Origin of the sequence: Paenibacillus sp. Pae15, from assembly GCF_024519685.1 — a bacterium.
In the GTDB taxonomy this organism is placed as follows: Bacteria; Bacillota; Bacilli; order Paenibacillales; family NBRC-103111; genus Paenibacillus_G; species Paenibacillus_G naphthalenovorans.
In genome coordinates this window covers 72,763-90,982 of the sequence record NZ_JALJRM010000013.1, presented here as the reverse complement: position 1 = coordinate 90,982, position 18,220 = coordinate 72,763, and the positions used below count along the sequence as shown (strand labels likewise).

The 18,220-nt window shown below is 50.3% G+C and carries 18 protein-coding genes and 1 riboswitch; of the genes, 1 reads left to right on the top strand and 17 read right to left on the bottom strand.

Annotated features, from left to right (window positions below):
- Position 1: 1 nt before the first annotated feature.
- A riboswitch (cyclic di-AMP (ydaO/yuaA leader) is annotated at positions 2–137 on the bottom strand.
- Between the two features lie 79 nt (positions 138–216).
- The 6 genes from NR121_RS13010 to NR121_RS12985 form a co-directional block, all read right to left on the bottom strand.
- Complete coding sequence (locus NR121_RS13010) at positions 217–2,172, bottom strand: ATP-dependent DNA helicase (protein WP_062406392.1); 1,956 nt, start codon at positions 2,170–2,172, stop codon at positions 217–219.
- A 146-nt stretch (positions 2,173–2,318) separates the two neighbouring features.
- Positions 2,319–4,706 (bottom strand): YcdB/YcdC domain-containing protein, encoded by a 2,388-nt coding sequence (locus NR121_RS13005; protein ID WP_256831301.1) that lies wholly within the window; start codon positions 4,704–4,706, stop codon positions 2,319–2,321.
- A 276-nt stretch (positions 4,707–4,982) separates the two neighbouring features.
- Positions 4,983–5,168: a hypothetical protein gene (locus NR121_RS13000; RefSeq protein WP_054817590.1), complete on the bottom strand. Its 186-nt coding sequence runs from the start codon at positions 5,166–5,168 to the stop codon at positions 4,983–4,985.
- Between the two features lie 74 nt (positions 5,169–5,242).
- Positions 5,243–6,037 carry a TatD family hydrolase gene (locus tag NR121_RS12995; RefSeq protein WP_174350558.1) on the bottom strand — a complete coding sequence of 265 codons (795 nt, stop codon included), beginning with the start codon at positions 6,035–6,037 and terminating at the stop codon, positions 5,243–5,245.
- A gap of 107 nt (positions 6,038–6,144) precedes the next feature.
- Positions 6,145–6,375, bottom strand: a complete 231-nt coding sequence (locus NR121_RS12990) for a cold-shock protein (RefSeq protein WP_054817589.1) — start codon at positions 6,373–6,375, stop codon at positions 6,145–6,147.
- A gap of 131 nt (positions 6,376–6,506) precedes the next feature.
- Positions 6,507–7,496, bottom strand: a complete 990-nt coding sequence (locus NR121_RS12985) for a Gfo/Idh/MocA family protein (protein WP_256831300.1) — start codon at positions 7,494–7,496, stop codon at positions 6,507–6,509.
- Positions 7,497–7,740: 244 nt separating this feature from the next.
- On the opposite strand from NR121_RS12985, the gene NR121_RS12980 reads away from it, so the two are divergent.
- Positions 7,741–8,523 (top strand): IclR family transcriptional regulator, encoded by a 783-nt coding sequence (locus NR121_RS12980; protein ID WP_074728041.1) that lies wholly within the window; start codon positions 7,741–7,743, stop codon positions 8,521–8,523.
- A gap of 80 nt (positions 8,524–8,603) precedes the next feature.
- Here NR121_RS12980 and NR121_RS12975 read toward each other — a convergent pair whose 3' ends face one another.
- From NR121_RS12975 to dmpG, 11 genes are all read right to left on the bottom strand, one after another.
- Positions 8,604–9,314, bottom strand: a complete 711-nt coding sequence (locus tag NR121_RS12975) for an ABC transporter ATP-binding protein (protein ID WP_074728043.1) — start codon at positions 9,312–9,314, stop codon at positions 8,604–8,606.
- Positions 9,301–10,062 carry an ABC transporter ATP-binding protein gene (locus NR121_RS12970; protein WP_054817588.1) on the bottom strand — a complete coding sequence of 254 codons (762 nt, stop codon included), beginning with the start codon at positions 10,060–10,062 and terminating at the stop codon, positions 9,301–9,303. The genes NR121_RS12975 and NR121_RS12970 overlap by 14 nt, the downstream gene beginning before the upstream one ends.
- A complete protein-coding gene (locus tag NR121_RS12965; protein WP_062406377.1) occupies positions 10,043–11,044 on the bottom strand; it encodes a branched-chain amino acid ABC transporter permease in 1,002 nt (333 codons plus the stop codon). Before NR121_RS12965 ends, NR121_RS12970 begins: the two co-directional genes overlap by 20 nt.
- A complete protein-coding gene (locus NR121_RS12960; RefSeq protein WP_174350560.1) occupies positions 11,041–11,910 on the bottom strand; it encodes a branched-chain amino acid ABC transporter permease in 870 nt (289 codons plus the stop codon). Before NR121_RS12960 ends, NR121_RS12965 begins: the two co-directional genes overlap by 4 nt.
- Before the next feature lie 81 nt (positions 11,911–11,991).
- Positions 11,992–13,230: an ABC transporter substrate-binding protein gene (locus NR121_RS12955; RefSeq protein WP_062406373.1), complete on the bottom strand. Its 1,239-nt coding sequence runs from the start codon at positions 13,228–13,230 to the stop codon at positions 11,992–11,994.
- 105 nt (positions 13,231–13,335) lie between these two features.
- On the bottom strand, positions 13,336–13,836 hold the full coding sequence (locus tag NR121_RS12950) for an aromatic-ring-hydroxylating dioxygenase subunit beta (RefSeq protein WP_054817587.1): 501 nt from the start codon (positions 13,834–13,836) through the stop codon (positions 13,336–13,338).
- A complete protein-coding gene (locus tag NR121_RS12945; protein ID WP_074728123.1) occupies positions 13,829–15,223 on the bottom strand; it encodes an aromatic ring-hydroxylating oxygenase subunit alpha in 1,395 nt (464 codons plus the stop codon). Before NR121_RS12945 ends, NR121_RS12950 begins: the two co-directional genes overlap by 8 nt.
- 70 nt (positions 15,224–15,293) lie before the next feature.
- Entirely contained in the window at positions 15,294–16,124 is an 831-nt protein-coding gene (locus tag NR121_RS12940; protein ID WP_054817586.1) for a DODA-type extradiol aromatic ring-opening family dioxygenase, read from the bottom strand.
- Between the two features lie 31 nt (positions 16,125–16,155).
- Positions 16,156–16,350: a 4-oxalocrotonate tautomerase gene (locus NR121_RS12935; protein WP_054817585.1), complete on the bottom strand. Its 195-nt coding sequence runs from the start codon at positions 16,348–16,350 to the stop codon at positions 16,156–16,158.
- 30 nt (positions 16,351–16,380) lie between these two features.
- Positions 16,381–17,166, bottom strand: coding sequence for a 2-keto-4-pentenoate hydratase (locus tag NR121_RS12930; RefSeq protein WP_074728051.1), 786 nt, complete (start codon positions 17,164–17,166; stop codon positions 16,381–16,383).
- A gap of 13 nt (positions 17,167–17,179) precedes the next feature.
- Positions 17,180–18,208 (bottom strand): 4-hydroxy-2-oxovalerate aldolase, encoded by a 1,029-nt coding sequence (dmpG, locus tag NR121_RS12925; RefSeq protein WP_062406367.1) that lies wholly within the window; start codon positions 18,206–18,208, stop codon positions 17,180–17,182.
- Positions 18,209–18,220: the final 12 nt, after the last annotated feature.

Genomic DNA, 18,220 nt, shown 5'->3' with positions numbered 1-18,220 from the left:
TTCCTCTCCTTTTTACGGCCTGCGAGGTTAGCTGACGGATTCGGGTCAAAGAGCAACCACCCGGCCACCATAGTGGCTTCACCCCAAGGATATGGGTTCCCCCGCGCTTACGAATTAAGCTTCGGCCTTTTTGATGTCGCATTCCTAAACAGGAACGGAAACCATTGTAACACGGATACAATGAGATTTCATGACACAAAGTTTACCAACTGTCCCCTAAGCTAGCGAATTTTTGAGAGAAACCCCCGGCGGCAGCACAGCTTCAACGCGGGCCCGCAGCATGGGCTGCCTGTGCAGCTCTGCACATAGAATGGCCACGATCCCCCGATCCTCACGGGAGCGAATCAATCGTCCCATCCCTTGCCGGAGCCTCAGCAGCATATAAGGCAGATCGACCTCTTCAAAAGGAGACTCCGCCGCTCTGCGTTTGGCCATAAAGACCGGATCTTGAGGCGGAAAAGGCAGCGACCATATGATGACATTGGACAAGGACGGCCCCGGTACGTCGAGTCCCTCCCACAAGCTGACGGCGCATAGAACACTCGTTTCGTCATGCTGAAAAGAAGCGATAAGATGGCTGATTTCCTGATCGCCTTCAAACAAGAAGCGCATTTTCCCGAAGAGTTCGGGATACGACGCAATCTCCCGTTTAAACCGCTGCAGTTCGGCTTTCGCCGGAAACAACAGCAGCGCTCTTCCTTCCGTTCGTTCGAGCAGCGAGACAGCGGCCTCCATTTTCTCCGAAAATGTCCCGCCGGCAGACCAATGAGGCGCGATCGCTTCCATTTGCCGTTCGTATTCATATGGAGAGTCAACGGAAAAGGACAAATATTGCTCGATCCCGAGACTTTCCGCTACATAACGGAAGGAGCCCTCCACGGATAGTGTGGCCGATGAAAAAACGATAGGCATGTTCGAGCCAAACACCCGCTCCCGAAGCACTTCCTTGACGGTTCTCGGCATGATCACCAAAGCCGCTCCGCTCCCGCTTTCCGTCAACCAGCATACCAATGACTCCGATCGCTGGAAAAGACTCAATGCTTTCTGCATCATTTCAAGATGCTCTTCGACAATGCGGAGCTGATATTCATTCAAGGTGTGAAGACCGCTTTCAAACACGAGCTCTTCTTCAATCGCTGCAAGCACCGTCCGGAACCGGTGTATTTCCTGAAGCAGCCGATCGTCGAGCAGAAGCTCCTTCCGGTCCGAACCGGGAATCTCTCTGCTCCGGCGTCTTAACCAGTCAAACATCGTCTCGCTTTGCGCAATCGCCTCGTCAATGAGCACAGCCAATGATTCGCGTATTTCCCCCTGCAGCAGCCGGGTAATCAGTTCTTCAAACACGTCATGCTTTAATTTATAGGTCAGCGCCTTCTGCGCGGCAGATTCCAGCAAATGCCCTTCATCAAATACGACCGCACAGTGATCCGGCAGCAGCGGCAGCTGCCCTTCCCGCTTCCTGCTCTCATACGTCCACACATGCTCCATGTAAAAATCGTGCGAACAAATGATCAAATCGGCAGATCGGCGGTAATGCTCGCGGGAGAGCGTTTGCCCGCAGCGGTGCCTTTTGTCGCATACGAAGCAATCCTGGAAAGCATCCCAATTGATCTTGCTCCATTGCTCGTCATTCAAATGCGGATATTGCTTCCGGTCGCCGTAAGCATAAAACGATTGCAGGGTTTCATGAGAATGAACAAACCCGGGCAGCTCCTCGTATAATTGCTCGAACATTTCCGCATCCTCGTCCCTGAATCTCGCTTTGTCCAGCTTGACCAGACAAAGATACTGGTCCGCAGACTTCCCCAGCCTGGCGTCAACGGCCAGGCTCAGGTGCTTCGCCAGCTTTGCGATATCCCCTTCCGGCTTGACCAGTTGTTCAATTAAAGACTCGTCCGCACAGGCGATCACAGCCGGCTTTCGCATATAACGGGCGTAACAAATCGCATATAACAAATAAACAAGCGTTTTCCCCGTCCCCACTCCCGCCTCCGCAAAAATGGTTTGTTTCTCGGCAAACGCCCGTTCCAATTGGAAAGCCATATAAATCTGTTCATCGCGGACTTCGAAACCGGCTTCCGGCAGAATATCGTAAAAGACATCCGCTATCCATTCGCCGGCCTGCCGGATGAACGGTTGAGAATGATCATAAGTAAAAGGGTAACGCTCCACTATGATTTTGCCTCCATGATAATCAAAATCGAGAAGACTTTTCTTCCATATGACAACCCCATATTATCACACGGTCCCGGCAGATATGCAACAAAAAAACAGTCCAAACCTCCTATAAAAAAGGTTTGGACTGCCGGATCAGGACATTACATGGCTATCTTCTGGTCCAGTTTGCCCTGTAAATGAACAAGTCTCATCAGAGCGGTTGCCGCTTGGGCTTTGGTCACTTCTCCCTGCGGATTGAACTTCCGGACGGAACCATCGAGCACACCCAGCTGAGTGATCAGCCAGACGGCGCCTTTCTCGGCAATGAGTTCCGAATCCTCGAAATTCAACTGCGGATTCTGCTGCAGTTGTTCCGCAAGCTTATTGTACTTGATCATTTGAGTCAGCAGAACCGCCAGCTTTTCCTTCGTTAGAGTTTCCTCCGGACGAAGCTGCGGCGTTTTCTTCGGATCAAGCCACTTCAACTGAACAAAAAGCTGGGCGGCTGCATAGTAAGGACTCTGCTCGTCGATATCTTCGAACGCCGGCTTGGCATTTCTGTCATAATAGGAATTCGCATAATGCGGATGTACCGCCTGAGACACCATAAGAAGCCAATCGCCTAACGTGATCGTCTTATCAGGATGCAATTGGCCGCTTGAATCTGCGGATAAGATGTTGTGCCGGATCATCGTCTCCAAATCTTTCTGTGCCCAATGCCCCGCAATATCGACAGGCATTTCCACCGATCTTTCAACGGTGCTCACAGGATTGACGAAGGTAGCCCGCCACCGGCCGTTCGCCGCATCGATCACATAACCGTTTTTCGCACTGTCTTTGTACGTTTGTTGATAGACCAGCTTGATATCGGGCTCCACGTATTGACTGTCCGTATAAAAACCGCCAAAGTTTTTGTACTGCAATTCCTGTGATATGCCCTCCAAAAAGATGGCTTCAGCCTGAGCTTTCGTTATATTCGCTGCAAGGGAAGCCGTACCCGCTTCCAATTGATCTGAACGCGTGCTCTGATAGCTCTTCAATTGGCCCTGGGCATCCAATATAATGCTCACGGAATCCCCTCCGACAGGGATTCCCTTATAGAATCGCTGGAATCGGAATCCAAAGGTTTGTTCATCTCCCGCCGGTGCGGCATACGGATCGGAGGACAGCCATTTTAATTCTTCCGACGCATTCGGATACAACTCGTTAATCAGAGCCAAAGCCTTCTTTTCGGCTTCAGCCTGAGAGATTGCAGCCGTTGTCTTCTCCGTATCCGGCTTTGGATTCGTCCATGGGGGAGCCATACGATCCACGCGGAACTCCAGAATTTGTCCGGTTCGCGCATCCACCACGGCGTTTGTTTGACCGCTATAAGGATAAGGACCGGCAGGCGCCGCTTCCATCCAGGTAATATTCCAAACCTTCTTATTCACGTCCGACCAATATGTATTAAGGCTCTGCGTGGATCTCGTGCGATTGCCCGGAATGGACGCCACTCGCTCGACAAGCTCCGCCGCCTGCTCACCTGTCAATAATTGGTTTTCGCCTTTGCCCGTTGTCACGGTAAACAGTTTATCCGTCTTTTGAATGTCTTTATATTGAACCTTTTCAGGCTGAACGACTGCACCCGTGAAGTTAATGTATTCACCGGTTTGTGCATCGATACTTAAGTCGGCATAAAAAGGCTGCACCCAACCGAGAAACCAGCTCTTGCCCTTGAAATTCGGCTGATTCACCGGGACATACTGCAGGGTTAAATCCCTTAGGGGCACGAACTTCTTGGCGGCCTCTTCCGGGGTGATGGCGGGCTCAGGAGATGGATAATCGGCAGTAACCACGTTCCGGTAATAGCCTGTGACCTCTCCGTTGCCGTTGATCGTTACTGAAATATGTCCCCCGGGATGGGCCAATCCATGAACTAAAGTGGTAAAAGAAAATTCATACTGCACCGGACCGAAAAGCGCCTGATTGGTGTATGGAGACTGGTCCACGGGCTTCAGGCTGTCAAGCGATAAGGTCGGTGAAGCTTTCTGAATAAATGCTTTGGCCAGCCCCAGCGCCTCTTCTTTGGAAACCTTCGGCGGATAGTACGCTTCATTGCCCTCATCCGTCGGGAAATACAGATGGGTTTGCAGAAGATCGCCGGTGATCGAGTCGACTTTACTGTCGAAGCCGTAGCTGCTGTTGCCGAATGTAATCTGCCAGCCGATGGTCCAAACGTTCTGATATTGGGGAGGATACGAGTGGGAATCTCCAAGCTCCACACGTACCGGCTGCGCATCCTGCAATTTCGGAAAAAGTTTTCTCACGATGGCGACCGCTTCATCCTTCGTAATCTTGGCCTCCGCTTTCACCTGTTTTGCTTCCTTGGCAGCAGAAGGTGCAGTTCCGGAGGAAGCATTAAAACCGCTGACGGAAGCTGCAGCCGCCGAACTGGTGCCCGTACTGATCTCGTTCGCATGAGCCGTTAACGGAAGAAGACTTAAGCTGAGCGCGGACAGCATCACCAGCTTGCCTTTGAATCTCCCGCGATGGGGCCGTCGATTCATCCCTATCACACTCCGTATTTGTTATTTTTTCAATGGCTTTCTGAAATCTATTTACGCAATCCGTTCCAAAAAGTTCCGAAGTTGCATGATTTTATATTAAGTCTATGTCATGCTTCATGTTGATTCGGGAGAATACATTGAGCCTGCCTTGTTCCAGACAAAATAGCAATCTAAAAGAAACCGTATAATTGGTTAGGAGATATAATAGCAATAAAAAAAATCCCTTAACATAGGCAGCTGTTAAAGGATTGAATAAACGGAGTTTTTGCTTTGTAATTATTTTCCTAAAAGCGATAAAACGCCGCGAACGACCAATGTTCCTCCAAAAACGATGACGGCCAGAGAGCCGACTACGTCGAGGATTGTATTTAAACCGGACAGTGCTGTGATTTCTTCTACCGGCACTTTAATCAGTGCATATCCACCTATCAACCCGCCTACATAGGTCAGAAATTTATCCATATATCCCACCTCCTATGTTTTATAGAAATATCATATGATCAGGAGATTTATATGGTTCTAGACCTGTGTATCGATTACAACGGCAGATTGTAAAAGCGCCGTGTATTTTCGAATAACACCATCGCTGCTTCTTGTTCCGGCATTCCCTTCAGCATAGATATTTGCCTAATGGATTCACGAATCATACGCGGATGGGTCGTTTGACCCTCGAATACGCCTCGAAAAGGCCACGGACCGTCCGTTTCCACCATCAGAAGTTCGAGCGGGTACGCACGAACCACCGCTTGAATCTCCGGCTTGTATACCACATCAGGCGTTACCGAAACGTAATAGCCTCTCTTCATCATCCTTGCCATTGTCTTCCCGCTTCCCTTGAACCAGTGGAAATGAGCTTTCTCTGCTCCTTGCTTCTCTAGCAAATCGCATACCCTTTCCGCATCCTCATATACGGCATGCAGCACCACCGGTTTATCCAGCCGGACAGCCAACTGAACAAAGCGTTCCAACAGAAGCAAATAGGGCTCATCATTGAAATGCTCGCCTCTGTTCTCCGCCGCTTTACGCATGTAATAGGGAAGTCCGATCTCGCCGATCGCCATCATTTCATCCCGGTGCCGATCCATCCATTCGAATAAATTTTCCATATCTTCTTCGGCAGGCGGCGCCTGCTCCGGATGATAGCCGAATGCGGGAAAAACAGCATGCGGGAGCTGACGCTTCAACCGGAGATTGCGCAGGCACGATTCCGCATTCATCGAAACCGTCAGCAGCCCTTGAATCCGATATAAATCACAGGATTGAAGCAGTTTCTCCAGCACCGCCGGTTCATATAAATCCAAATGCACGTGAGCATCAATGATAGGATACATGGTTCATCCAACTCCAATATGGGAGAGTTCTTACAAGCATCCTGCTGCTTGTACGGTTTTAGGTATCTGAAATAAACGCAATCCGGGAAGAAAACTGCTGCCAGAGGCTATGAAATCCGTATGCCTTTCTTGAGCGATTTCAGATCGCCATTCGAATTTACAAGGAGAGGCAGCATCTTCATGCTGCTAGTCATGGGGGAGAGGCACTTCCAGCAAGTTGGCACATACTCGAAAGCAAAGTTGTCCCGTATCCATCCATTACAGCCTTCCGTCTCGCAAGACCAAATCCTTGTGTATTCCTCAGGGATTTCCTCTAATGACTTTTTGCGAAAATTCATCGTTTTCCTTCTCCTTTGGTCCAAAAAAGAAAAGCTGCTCTCAACACTTGTTAAGAGCAGCTTGCTTTTGGATTCGTTTATCACAGCTTTATTACATCTTATCACAGCCTGCACCGAATGGCAAGTTCGGATTATTTTTCCTGATCCGCCGGGAATTGAAGTCCGATTTGTTGTCTGGCCTCGTCCATAATTTCCAAAGTGGTCATGGAATGGGCATGAGAATTCGTCGCCGATTCCGTTCTCCCGGCTTTCAACAAGTCGATAAATTCTTTGACCTCATAATACATCGATTGGCTTCTTTGGGGCCGCGTCAGCTCTTCAACCTTGCCGTCTCTATAGCGGATTTCCACTTTTTCCGGCTGGTTGATTTTATCGATGATCATGGTGCCGTATTCTCCTTGAATTTCGGACGGCAGGCAAGAGCTTGAAAACTTGGAGTGCATGATGACCGCCTCCATCTCCTTGTACTTCATCAGTATGCTTCCTTCCCCGTCCACCCCGGACCCGAGCAGGATGCCGGAGGCCTTGATCTGTTCCGGCTTCCCGAACAGCACCGCCATAGGATAGATGCAATACACGCCTAAATCCATCAAAGAACCATTAGAAAAAACAGGATTGAACGCATTCAAAACGGTTCCCTGCTTATAGGCGTCATAGCGCGAGGAATATTGACAATAGCCGGCAAAATAACGGCGTACCGGACCTATTTTATGCAAGTGCTCCCGGATGGCCTGAAAATTCGGAAGCAGCGTTGACTTTAAGGCTTCCATGAGCAGGACATGATTCTCTTTCGCCGCCGCTATCATGTTACGCAATTCTTGGGTATTGGAGGCTATCGGCTTTTCGCACAATACATGCTTGCCGTGACTCATGCAGAGAATCGCTTGCTGCGCATGAAATGAATTCGGGCTGGCAATATAAACCGCATCGAACACATCGCTTTGCGCCATCTTCCCCAAGTCCGTAAATAGGTGAGGAATATCATGCTTGGCCGCAAATTCCTTGGCCTTCTCTTCCGTACGGGAATACACAGCCGTCAAGGCGAAGTCTTCGATTTCCCGGGCCGCCTTGATGAGCTCCTCCGTGATCCAGTTGGTTCCGATAACAGCAAAACGTATCATATGGACTTCCTTTCCGATATTTATTATGTCATCTTGGGATAGCGCCTGACAGGCTTCCCGGCGATCCCCATTTCATTCTATATCTCTTGCCGGGCTGCGTCCACTTCGGCCGCGAAGCGTTAAGATACCAGCCATTTTACCGATTGCGGTTGTACGGAGTCTATGATACATTTGTTCTATATACAAGATTAGTGTTCTTTTATATGCAACAATATGCGACAGCGCTAAAGGGAGAGACTGCTCCATGGACCATTCGAACCATAACGATTATGTACTTTCGTCCGTTAAAAACGCCCTTCGTATTTTAAACAGCTTTTCCTTGGATGAGCCGGAGAAAAAAGTAACCGATTTGGCCAAATCGCTGGGGTTAGGAAAAAGCACGGTCAGCCGACTGCTGAGTACGCTCGCAAGCGAGGGATTCGTCACCAAGGATCATGAAACGCAAAAATATCGGCTGGGGTTGTCGATTTTGAATTTGAACACGATCGTCACCAGCAATCTGGAAGTTGAAAGGGAATCCTTGCCGGTACTGCAAAAACTCGTGGACGACATTCAGGAAACGTGCCATATTGCGGTATTGGACGGCACGGATGTCATCTATATTAAGAAGGTTGAGTGTAAACATCCCATCCAAATCCTGACCCATATCGGCAGAAGGAATCCCGCTTACTGCACAAGCTCGGGAAGGGTGCTGCTCGCCTATCAGGACGAGCAGGTCGTCCGGCGTATTCTTGGGGGTGAGCTGAAAGCCTACACGACAAAAACGAATACCGATCCCGAAACGATCCTCAACCTCATCAAAAAAGCCAGAGAGCAAGGATACACCGTATCGGTTGAAGAGTTGAGAGAAGGGGTCACATCGATTTCAGCACCCATCCGGGACTATACAAACCAGGTGGTCAATACATTGACCGTCATCGGCCCTACCCATCGCATGAATCCCGCCAACCTGAAGGGATACATCCACAAAATCATTAGCGCCGCCAACGAAATCTCCGTCAGGCTGGGCTATAGAAAGCGGCATTAAACGTTGTTGCGTTAAAGACCTCTGTCAGCTAAAAGCCGCAGCGAAACAAAGGAGACTGCCGAAGCCGTCTCCTCGCTCGCTTACACTCCCAAATATTGATGCTGAATGTCCTCGTTTGCCAACAGCTCCTCCGGCGTACCCTTCCACACGATTTGCCCTTTGTTCATCACCAAGACTTCATCGGCCGCATCGCATGCCAAATAAAAATTTTGTTCTACCAACAGAATGGATAGGCCGGTTTCCTTCAATTTTTTAATGATATCCCCCACCTGTTCAATCATGACGGGAGCTAATCCTTCCGACGGCTCATCCATCAGGATAAACTGCGGATTGGTCATTAATGCTCTTCCGATCGCCAGCATTTGCTGCTGCCCGCCTGACAGTTGGGTACCCATGTTGTGTTCGCGCTCCCTGAGAACCGGGAACAATGCATACACGCTCTCCAAATCCCAGCTCTTATGCCCCTTATCCTTCTGCCGGCTGTCTTTGGCGGGCACCGTCAAATTCTCCCGGATGGTCAACGAAGGGAAAATGCGCCTTCCCTGGGGCACCAATCCGATGCCAAGGCGCGCGATTTTGTAAGACGGCAGCCCGGAAACCGGTTTGCCCCTATACGTAATGGTTCCCTTGCGCGGGGGCGTCAAGCCGGCGATGGAATGAATCGTGGTCGTTTTGCCCGCTCCATTCCGGCCGAGAAGAGCCACGCACTTCCCTTGGGGCACTTCAAAGGAGAGGCCCTGCAAAATATGACTGTTTCCGTAATACGTATGAACTTCGTCAAGCTTCAGCATGCTGCAGCTTACCTCCCCCGAAGTAAATATCCCTGACCCGCTCGTCGCCGCGAATTTCCTCCGGAGCGCCGCTTAAAAACACTTCACCGTGGTGCAAAACGGTGATGCGGTCGGCAATCGAAAACACCACTTCCATATCATGCTCAATGACCAGCAGGGTAATGGAACGCGGCATGCTCTGAATGAGCTTGGTGGTTTGAACCGTCTCCGCGGGAGACATGCCCGATGTCGGCTCGTCGAGGAGCAGAATTTGCGGTTTGCAGGCCAGGGCGAGCAGCACTTCCAGCAGCCTTTGTTCGCCGTAAGAAAGCTCATTGACGATGTGGCCGCGGCGTTCCCAAAGATTCCACTGCTTCAGCAGTTCTTCGGCTTCCGTTAACAATTCATTATATTGGTAGTAGGGCTTAAAAAAGTTAAACCGGTACGGCTTGCATGCGATGATGGCCAGATGCAGGTTTTCTTCAACGGTCAAGCTGCCGAACAGATTATTTTTTTGAAAGGTTCTGGACATCCCGACACGGACAGCCGTAAAGGCGGGAAGGCCGCTGATTTGTCTGCCGTTCACCTCAACGCTTCCTTCATCGATCGGCAAAGTCCCGGTAATACAATTAAAAAGCGTCGTTTTTCCGGCTCCGTTTGGTCCGATCAGGACATGACGCTCACCGGCCTGCACTTCCAGAGATACATCCTTCAACACCTGCAATCCTTTAAACGATTTGTACAGACGTTCAACCTTTAGCAGACTCAAAGCCGTTCTCCTCCTTTGGAAGCACAGGGTTATCCCGTTTGGTACTCCGTTTGGGTCTGATTTTGCTCCATACCAAATCTGCGATGTGAATGACCCCTCCCCGTCCATAAAGCACGATGGCGACAAAAATCAAGCCCATCACGATCGGCCAACGGTCCGTATAGGAGCTGATATAATTTTGCAGAATGACGAAAAAGCCCGCGCCGACAGCCGGCCCGATCAAGGTTCCGACGCCGCCTACGATAACCATGATCAGCGCTTGGCCGGAGTAACCCCAATGCAGCAGATCGGGCGAAACGTATTCATTAAAGTAGGCATAAAGTCCGCCCGCAAAGCCGGCCATCATGCCGGACAAGGAATACACGATCAGCTTGTAATGCCGCGTATTGTATCCGAGCGCCGTCATGCGCAATTCGTTTTCCTTTATCCCTTTAATGCCTTTTCCTAACGGTGATGAGATCAATGCGCGGAGCAAAAAATAACTCACAAGAAATGCCACAGCGGCTGCATAGTAAAATCCCAGTCGGCTGTGAATTTCGCCTGAACCTAGGTTGAAGCTCGCCGCAACCGCCTTACCGTCAACCCCCCCGGTCAAATTCTCCATTTTATACGCAATGGCGTACAGCATCTGCCCAAACGCCAACGTAATCATTAAAAAATATGCTCCCGACGAACGGATAAACAGCAATCCGGAAACGAAAGCGGCGAACCCCGATAAAACAATAGCCGCAAGGAGCAGCACATAAGTATTGTCCAAGTGTTCGCCAATCAATGTCACCGCATAAGCGCCTACTCCAAAAAAAGCGGCGTGCCCCAGCGATACAAGCCCCGCAAAGCCGATAATCAGCCCGAGGCTCATGACAAAAATGGCCATAATCAGCACTTCGCTTGTCAATTTCAGGCCATACGACGAAAGAACAAGGGGCAGCAGCAGGGTAAAAACGACAAGGGCGGCGCTAAGCGATAAGGTGCTTTTTTTCAAGCATGAGCCCCCCTTCCAAACAGGCCGTTAGGCTTCAGCAATAAAACAATGATCATAATGGCAAAAACCATGGCCATCGTAAACGAAGGGAACCAGACACGTCCCAACGTATCGACGACGCCGATTAAAATCGCCCCTATAAAGGCCCCTTTCCATGTTCCGAGACCGCCAACCACGACAATGACGAGGGATGAAATCAAGATTTCCGAATCGATGCCCACATACATCCCCATGATCGGCCCGCCCAATACACCACTTAAACCAGCCAGCGCGGCTCCCACCGCGAATATGGAGGTAAATACGATTTTAATATGAATGCCAAGCGCGGACAGCATTTCCCGGTCATCCACTCCGGCCCGTATGATGGCGCCGATGCGCGTTTTATTTTCCATATACCACAGCAGAACCGCAAGAAGACAGCCGACGAAGATAACAAAAATCCGGTACGCCGGGAACGTGATCACCCCCAAGTTCATTGAAGCATCCAGCGCAGCCGGAACAGGCAGTGTCAAAGGGCTCGTTCCCCAGATCCACTTCACCAGATCGGCAAATATAAAGGCAAGCCCGAACGTCAGCAGTACCTGCTCAAGCTCCTTGCCGTACACCCGTTCGAGCAGAAATTTCTCCATCAGGATGCCAAGGATGGCAACAATGATTATCGATATGAGCAAGGAAGGCCAAAATCCCATGTTCTGCTTGACAAAAGTATAGGCGATATATACTCCCGCCAAGTAAAAAGCACCGTGTGCCAAATTGACGATATGCATTAATCCGAAGATAATGGATAGCCCCGCGGCGATCATAAACAAAAGCATGCCGTAGGCCAAACCATTCAAAATATGCATGAGCAGCGTTGTACCAGCCATGGTATCCTCCTCTTTCCTTCAAGGCCATAGACGCATTGGATAATAAAACGGGGGGACAAGCCCCCCCTTGGATATGGCTTGTTAATTCGTCTTAGCCGGCGGCGTTTCCGGTATTTTGAGCCCTTTTGCGGCTATTCCCATGATTTCCTGCGCAATCTTTCCGTCTTTCCATACGTTTTTCGCCAAATACATATCCAAAGCCAGATTGTGCGTTTTCGGATCCATTGCCAGTTCGCCGCGCGGGCTGCTGAAAGTGATATCCTTCAACACCTTGATTAAATCCTCGGACTTCGTACTGCCCGCCTTCTCTATGGCTTTGCTGATGACCTGCGCCGTATCGTATCCTTGAACATTAAAGTAGTTCGGTGTTTTGTTGTATTTCTTCGTAAACTCTTCGACAAACTTATGGTTGGTCGGATTATCCAGTGAAGCGGTATACATCGTGGCCCCGATAATTCCTTCAGCGGCTTTTCCGGCCGGGTCGGTCACTAACGGGTCCAAAAACTCCTGGGTTCCGGTTAATGGAATCTTGCCTTTTACGCCGAATTGCTCGTATTGCTGCACGAAGCGGATGGCGTCGGTTCCGGCCAGGAAAGGGAAGACAAGATCGGGCTTCGTGTTTAAAATATCCGTCAGGTAAGTGGCGTAATCATTCGTCCCCAGCTTTGGCCAGGCTTCCTTGACAATTTCGCCGCCCGCTTGAATGAAGGCCGCCTTAAAGGCCTCTATCGTTTCGTGGCCGGCCGGATAGTCAGGTGCAAGGACGTAGGCCCTTTTCCCGATATTTTTATAAATATATTCGGCTCCCGGCGTACCGTCCTGCCAGTTGGATATGGAGACGCGGTAAATATAATCGCTTTTCTTGTCCCACGAAATATCGTTGGCAGCCGCATTGGCATCAATCAACACCACTTTGTCCTTCTCGATCACATCGCGCAGTGCGTAAACAACGGCGGAGGAAATAGGGCCCGCAAGGATATCGACTTTCTCGCTTTCGACCAGCTGCCGGTATTTGCGGAGGGCGACTTGAGGACTGGCTTCGTCATCCTCGTATTTGATGGTTACAGGACGGTTGCCGATTTTATTGCCGTTCAGCTCAAAATACAGCTCCATTCCTTGTTTAATACTTTCAGACAATGGAGCAAAATTTCCGGAAAAGGACAGAATAGCCCCTATCTTTACAGGCTGATCCCCGCCGCCGGAGGATGATGAGCTGCCGGCGGGACCGGTACTGTTATTGCTGCCGCAAGCGGCAAGAAACATCAGCATCACGGCCAGCATGATCGCAACGATTTTATGTTTTTTTATTTTCAATCCCATTGCATGTGCCCCCCTCAATTCAAAATGAAAGACCGCATGATAAAACCCCATTCAAAGTAAGCGCTTTACTTTTGTCCCCCTAAATCATTCCAAACGTGCTTTGGTTCATAAAAACATACTTAAATTCATCACATTTAATACGGTTTGATCAGGATAGATCGTCCTCGAAGCGATTTTCCATTGGCCGTTTACTTTCCGGAGCACATCGAGCCGCTCTCCAAAGATTTCTTCCGTTGCAATATCTCCCGCTCTGCTTCGCTTGAACAAAAAATAGCTTCTGACCTCGAACCCGTTCTCATCAGAACCCGATTCGACAAAAATATTCGATATAAAATGACGGGTTCTCGGAGCCGGATTCTCCGCCCAGGCCGATGCGGTATCCAGCCTTTTCACGCGCGTGGTCAACGATGTTTTGGTTTCTTCAAAAAAAGTCATCTCTTCCACAATGCTGGAGCCCTCTTTATTTTCGCGTGTCGCCCTAAGAGGCATTCGATAAATGATGTCGTCCGTAAATAAATCCAGCCATTCCCCAAACCGCCGGTCGTCCAGCAAAAAGGCTTCCCGGTGAAGAAAGCGGGTAATTTGGAGTTGCAGCTCACTATTCATCGCCATGGCCCCCCGCATATTCCTTTCGCATCATTTCCTGTTCACTTTCCGGTCCTTCCCCGGTAAGAAGCTCCAACCAATACTCATGGGTTGCTCTGGATATCGCATCCAGATAACAAGTCGGATAGGCAACGCCGGGTCCGGGCCACGTGTCATCCGGCAGTACCCGGTCAAGACCCATTAAATAATTGAGCAGATTGTTATAGCTGTGGTCTTTGCTTCGGGCCATGATCCCTTTGCTTGATTGGGTCACGCGGATCCAAATCTCCGTATCGTCCTGCTCCAACGTGCCCGAAGGGCCGAAGGAGCTGATATAGCCTTTATAGGCGTCTTCTTTGTATTCGTCCGATGCGGCCTTATCGATCATAAACCAGGACCAAATCTCAATTTTCTCCGGACCTAGCGGGCGCCATACGCGGAAATTCAAGTAATTGTGCAAATGCCCTTCACTTCCATGCACCGGACTGACGAACGACAAATTCGGGAAAATGGAACCTACAAGAACGGTTGCTTTCGAGAAAACCTTTAATTGATCCTCATTCAAGTTTCTTTCGAACATCGGCCACATCTCTTGGGGTAAGCCTTGATACGGGGGTCTTTGCGGTTTGCCCGGAGCGGAGGCCGTGATTACGTTCACTCCATGTCCATGCTGCAGCACCACTTGATGCCCGTAACCGGCATACAGCGGGTCCTGCGGACTGATGCCCATTTCAACCGTCGAACGGTGCGTGGTTTGGACATGATAGGGATCTCCAGAGAAGTTCTCCAATACCAGCTTCCAATTGGTATTCACTACCCATCGCTGCGGGAGTCCCCTGACCTCCATGCCTCCGTCGCTGCGACCCAGCATGATGTCCATATACCATTTCATATCTCCAAGATAATCTTCCAACGGCATGGCATTCGGGTCCAAATTGCCAAAAATCATGCCTTGGTACACGCCGACCTGAGGAATGGGACGCAGCCCCCACTCATCCTTTTTCATTTCTCCGCCATACACCTTGTCACCGGCTACGACGCCAATGAGGTCGCCGTTCAAGTTAAAGCTCCACCCATGGTATGGGCAAGTAAGCGTTTTCTTTTTTCCGAAATCAGCAGTGCATAATTGTGTTCCCCGATGCGGGCAGGAATTGAGAAATGCCTTCAGCTCCCCGCTATTGGTCTTCACCAGCAAAACCGGATCATTGACCATCCATCTTGTCACATAGCTTCCGGGTTCCTTCAGTTCCGTTTCATGCGCTAAAAATTGCCACGTATGAGCAAATATCTTGTCGATTTCCATCTCGTAAATTTGAGGATCCGTTAATATCCACTGGGGAAGCAAGCCCTGCTTCATCTTTTCTTTGAGTGCCTGAAATACGTTTTTGTCTAACTCCTGTTTCAGCATCATTCCCAATCCTCCTTGCAGTTTGCGGATTCACAAGAAGCGGAAGATCTATTCGGGTCTGTTCCGGTTCTTATGCCGTGATATGGGCGGATTCTGTCGATCCGGGCTGAAAAGTCATCACCACATTGGCGCTTGCCGAGGATTGCCCGTATCCGTAATATTTGCTTGTATAATTTCCTTCCAGCACTCCGAGCAGCATCGCCAGATGGCGGCCCCCGGACTCAACGGACGCCGCTTTGGCATATTGGGGAAGCATCTTCCATGCCGATTGCAAATCATTGTGATTGAGATAGTCCAGGAATTGTTTATCCAGCGCCTGTTCGGATATGGACGGCATGACCTCGGGACCTCTCACAAGATTGTGGGAAAGCGCTCCGCTGCTTACAAAAACGGCCCGCTTTTCACTTTCCCGCAATACCTTTCCTACTTGCTGCCCCCACTGATAGGTTTCTTCCAAATTTGCCGCCCATGTCACGGAAAGATCGATAACCGGGATGTCCCCCTTGGGCACGAGATACCGGAGAGGGACAACAGTTCCATAATCCCACACATAGGTCGGATCATTTACTTTTACGACGGAAAGTCCGGCCTGCTGGCCCGCCTCCACCAACCGGCTCCCCAGCTGCTCGTCTCCGGGATATTCATAGGGAACATCGGAAATCAATTCGGGACATTCAAACGCCGTTAGAATGCCTTTGTGATGCGGTGTCGCATCCACAAGATGGTGAAAGCTCGACATCCAATGGCAGGAGATGAGGACGATGACATCCGGTTTCAGGCTTGCAATCACATCTGCGGCTTCATGCATGGATCGAACCAATTCTTTTTGAAACGCCGGTGCTTGCTCCTCATGGCACATACGAGGCGTGTGGGGTACCAGTAAACCCAATTCAATGGACATTTACATTTCCTCCTCCATGTTCATTCACAATTTATCTGCCCGGAATATCCGACACGGATACTCCGCCGATCCCCCAGTGTGTTTTCGGTATTTCAGTGACAATCACACGGACGCTTTCTTTTTTTACTTCCAGTGTATGGCATACCGTCTCCGTAACATTCCGAATCACTTCCTTGACCTTCTCTTCGGATCTTCCTTCCAGCAGTTGAATATTCACAATGGGCATCGTATGGAATCCTCCGCTTACGGTATAGTTTTATTCTGTCACCCTAAAGCCAACCTGCCCCAATCCGTCAAACTTTGCCGTTATCGTATCGCCGGCGTTCAAGATCAGGGCGCCTGTTATACCTCCGGTCAAAATGATGTCTCCCGCTTTTACTTTCTCGCCTTTTCTGGCCAGCATATTGGCCAGCATAGCAACCGAATTGGCCGGATGTCCCAGGACGGCGGCTCCCACCCCCAAATCCTTGATTTCCCCATTGATCGAGAGGGTCACGCCGACCAAATCCAGCTCCAGGTTATCAGGCCGTTGAAGCACGGTTCCAAATACCACCCGGGAAGAGGAAGCATTGTCGGCAATGACATCCGGCAAGGTAAATTTAAAATTTTCGTAACGGCTATCGATAATCTCGAGCGCCGGCACCACATACTCCGTAGCGGCAAGCACCTGGGTTCCCGTAACGGCCGGGCCTTCCATATCTTTGCCCATGACAAAGGCGATCTCCGCCTCCACTTTAGGATGGATCAATTCCCGCATCGAAACCGTTCCGCCTTCGGGAACCGCCATATAGTCGAATATATATCCGTAAATCGGCTCTTCCACGTTCATTTGCTTCATTTTGGCCTGGCTGGTTAGACCCATTTTCGGTCCGATGATCCGATGCCCCCGCTGACGTTTGATCGCGACCAATTCAGCGAGCACTTGATAGGCATCCTCTATGGTCATGTCAGGATAATCAGCCGTAATTCGAACAACTTCACGTTTCTCCATTTCGGCCCGGTGCAGAAATTCGGCTGTAGATTTAAAATCGAGCGCGCGCATCTTCTTCCCTCCCCTAACGGACAGCAGGCTCCTGCCTGGATTTGGCGATTTCCGCCGCTACATCCACAATCATATCTTCTTGACCGCCGACCACTTTCCGCCTGCCAAGTTCAATTAAAATGTCCCGCGAATCAATATTGAATTTTTGGGCTGCACGCTTTGCATGAAGCAAAAAACTGGAGTAGACGCCCGCATACCCCATCACCAGGCTGTCTCTCGTGATCTCCTGCGGCACCTGGAGGATAGGCGCTACAATCTCTTCCGCCAGGTCCATCATTTTGTACAAGTCAACCCCTGTAGATAAACCTAATCGTTCCAAAACGGCAATTAAGACTTCCGTTTGGGTATTTCCGGCTCCCGCTCCCAGGCAGCGAACGCTGCCGTCGATTCGGGTAGCCCCTTCTTCTATAGCCACCAACGTATTGGCCATGGCAAGCGATAAATTGTTATGTGCATGGAATCCGATCGGAATGCCCAGATGCTGCCGAAGGGCCCGAATCCGCTCTTTCACTTCATGAGGGAGAAGGGCTCCCGCCGAGTCGACGACATAGACGGTATCCGCTCCGTAGCTCTCCATCAATTTGGCCTGTTCAACAAGCTTTTCGACCGGAGCCATGTGAGACATCATCAGAAATCCAACCGCTTCCAATCCAAGCTCCTTGGTTAAAGCGATATGCTGCGCCGACACATCCGCCTCTGTCACATGGGTAGCAATACGCGCCATTTTGACGCCCAGGTTTGCGGCCTGCCTCAGCTCTTCCATCGTACCGATGCCGGGCAAAAGCAGTACGGCTATCCGGGCTTGCCGGCATACCGCTACCGCAGCCTCAATCAATTCCAGCTCATGGGTGCGGGATAGGCCATACTGCAGGGACGAACCGGCCAGCCCGTCTCCGTGAGACACCTCAATATAAGGGATGTTCGCTTCATCCAGCGCTTTGGCCACTTTGGACACCTGGTCTACGGTATACTGGTGGGCGATCGCATGGCTTCCGTCACGCAATGCCACTTCGGTGATTAAAATCCGCTTATCTTGCGTCATGAATGCTCCCTC

Bases quoted from the DNA above. Each gene is read 5' to 3' on its own strand.
- NR121_RS12960 (WP_174350560.1), bottom strand. From the start codon at position 11,910: ATGGCTGGTACAACGCTGCTCATGCATATTTTGAATGGTTTGGCCTAC.
- NR121_RS12995 (WP_174350558.1), bottom strand. From the start codon at position 6,037: ATGTATCCTATCATTGATGCTCACGTGCATTTGGATTTATATGAACCG.
- NR121_RS12980 (WP_074728041.1), top strand. From the start codon at position 7,741: ATGGACCATTCGAACCATAACGATTATGTACTTTCGTCCGTTAAAAAC.
- NR121_RS13000 (WP_054817590.1), bottom strand. From the start codon at position 5,168: ATGGATAAATTTCTGACCTATGTAGGCGGGTTGATAGGTGGATATGCA.
- NR121_RS12985 (WP_256831300.1), bottom strand. From the start codon at position 7,496: ATGATACGTTTTGCTGTTATCGGAACCAACTGGATCACGGAGGAGCTC.
- NR121_RS13005 (WP_256831301.1), bottom strand. From the start codon at position 4,706: ATGAATCGACGGCCCCATCGCGGGAGATTCAAAGGCAAGCTGGTGATG.
- NR121_RS12950 (WP_054817587.1), bottom strand. From the start codon at position 13,836: ATGAATAGTGAGCTGCAACTCCAAATTACCCGCTTTCTTCACCGGGAA.
- NR121_RS12930 (WP_074728051.1), bottom strand. From the start codon at position 17,166: ATGCGCGCGCTCGATTTTAAATCTACAGCCGAATTTCTGCACCGGGCC.
- NR121_RS12945 (WP_074728123.1), bottom strand. From the start codon at position 15,223: ATGCTGAAACAGGAGTTAGACAAAAACGTATTTCAGGCACTCAAAGAA.
- dmpG (WP_062406367.1), bottom strand. From the start codon at position 18,208: ATGACGCAAGATAAGCGGATTTTAATCACCGAAGTGGCATTGCGTGAC.
- NR121_RS12940 (WP_054817586.1), bottom strand. From the start codon at position 16,124: ATGTCCATTGAATTGGGTTTACTGGTACCCCACACGCCTCGTATGTGC.
- NR121_RS12955 (WP_062406373.1), bottom strand. From the start codon at position 13,230: ATGGGATTGAAAATAAAAAAACATAAAATCGTTGCGATCATGCTGGCC.
- NR121_RS12935 (WP_054817585.1), bottom strand. From the start codon at position 16,350: ATGCCCATTGTGAATATTCAACTGCTGGAAGGAAGATCCGAAGAGAAG.
- NR121_RS12975 (WP_074728043.1), bottom strand. From the start codon at position 9,314: ATGCTGAAGCTTGACGAAGTTCATACGTATTACGGAAACAGTCATATT.
- NR121_RS12990 (WP_054817589.1), bottom strand. From the start codon at position 6,375: ATGAATTTTCGCAAAAAGTCATTAGAGGAAATCCCTGAGGAATACACA.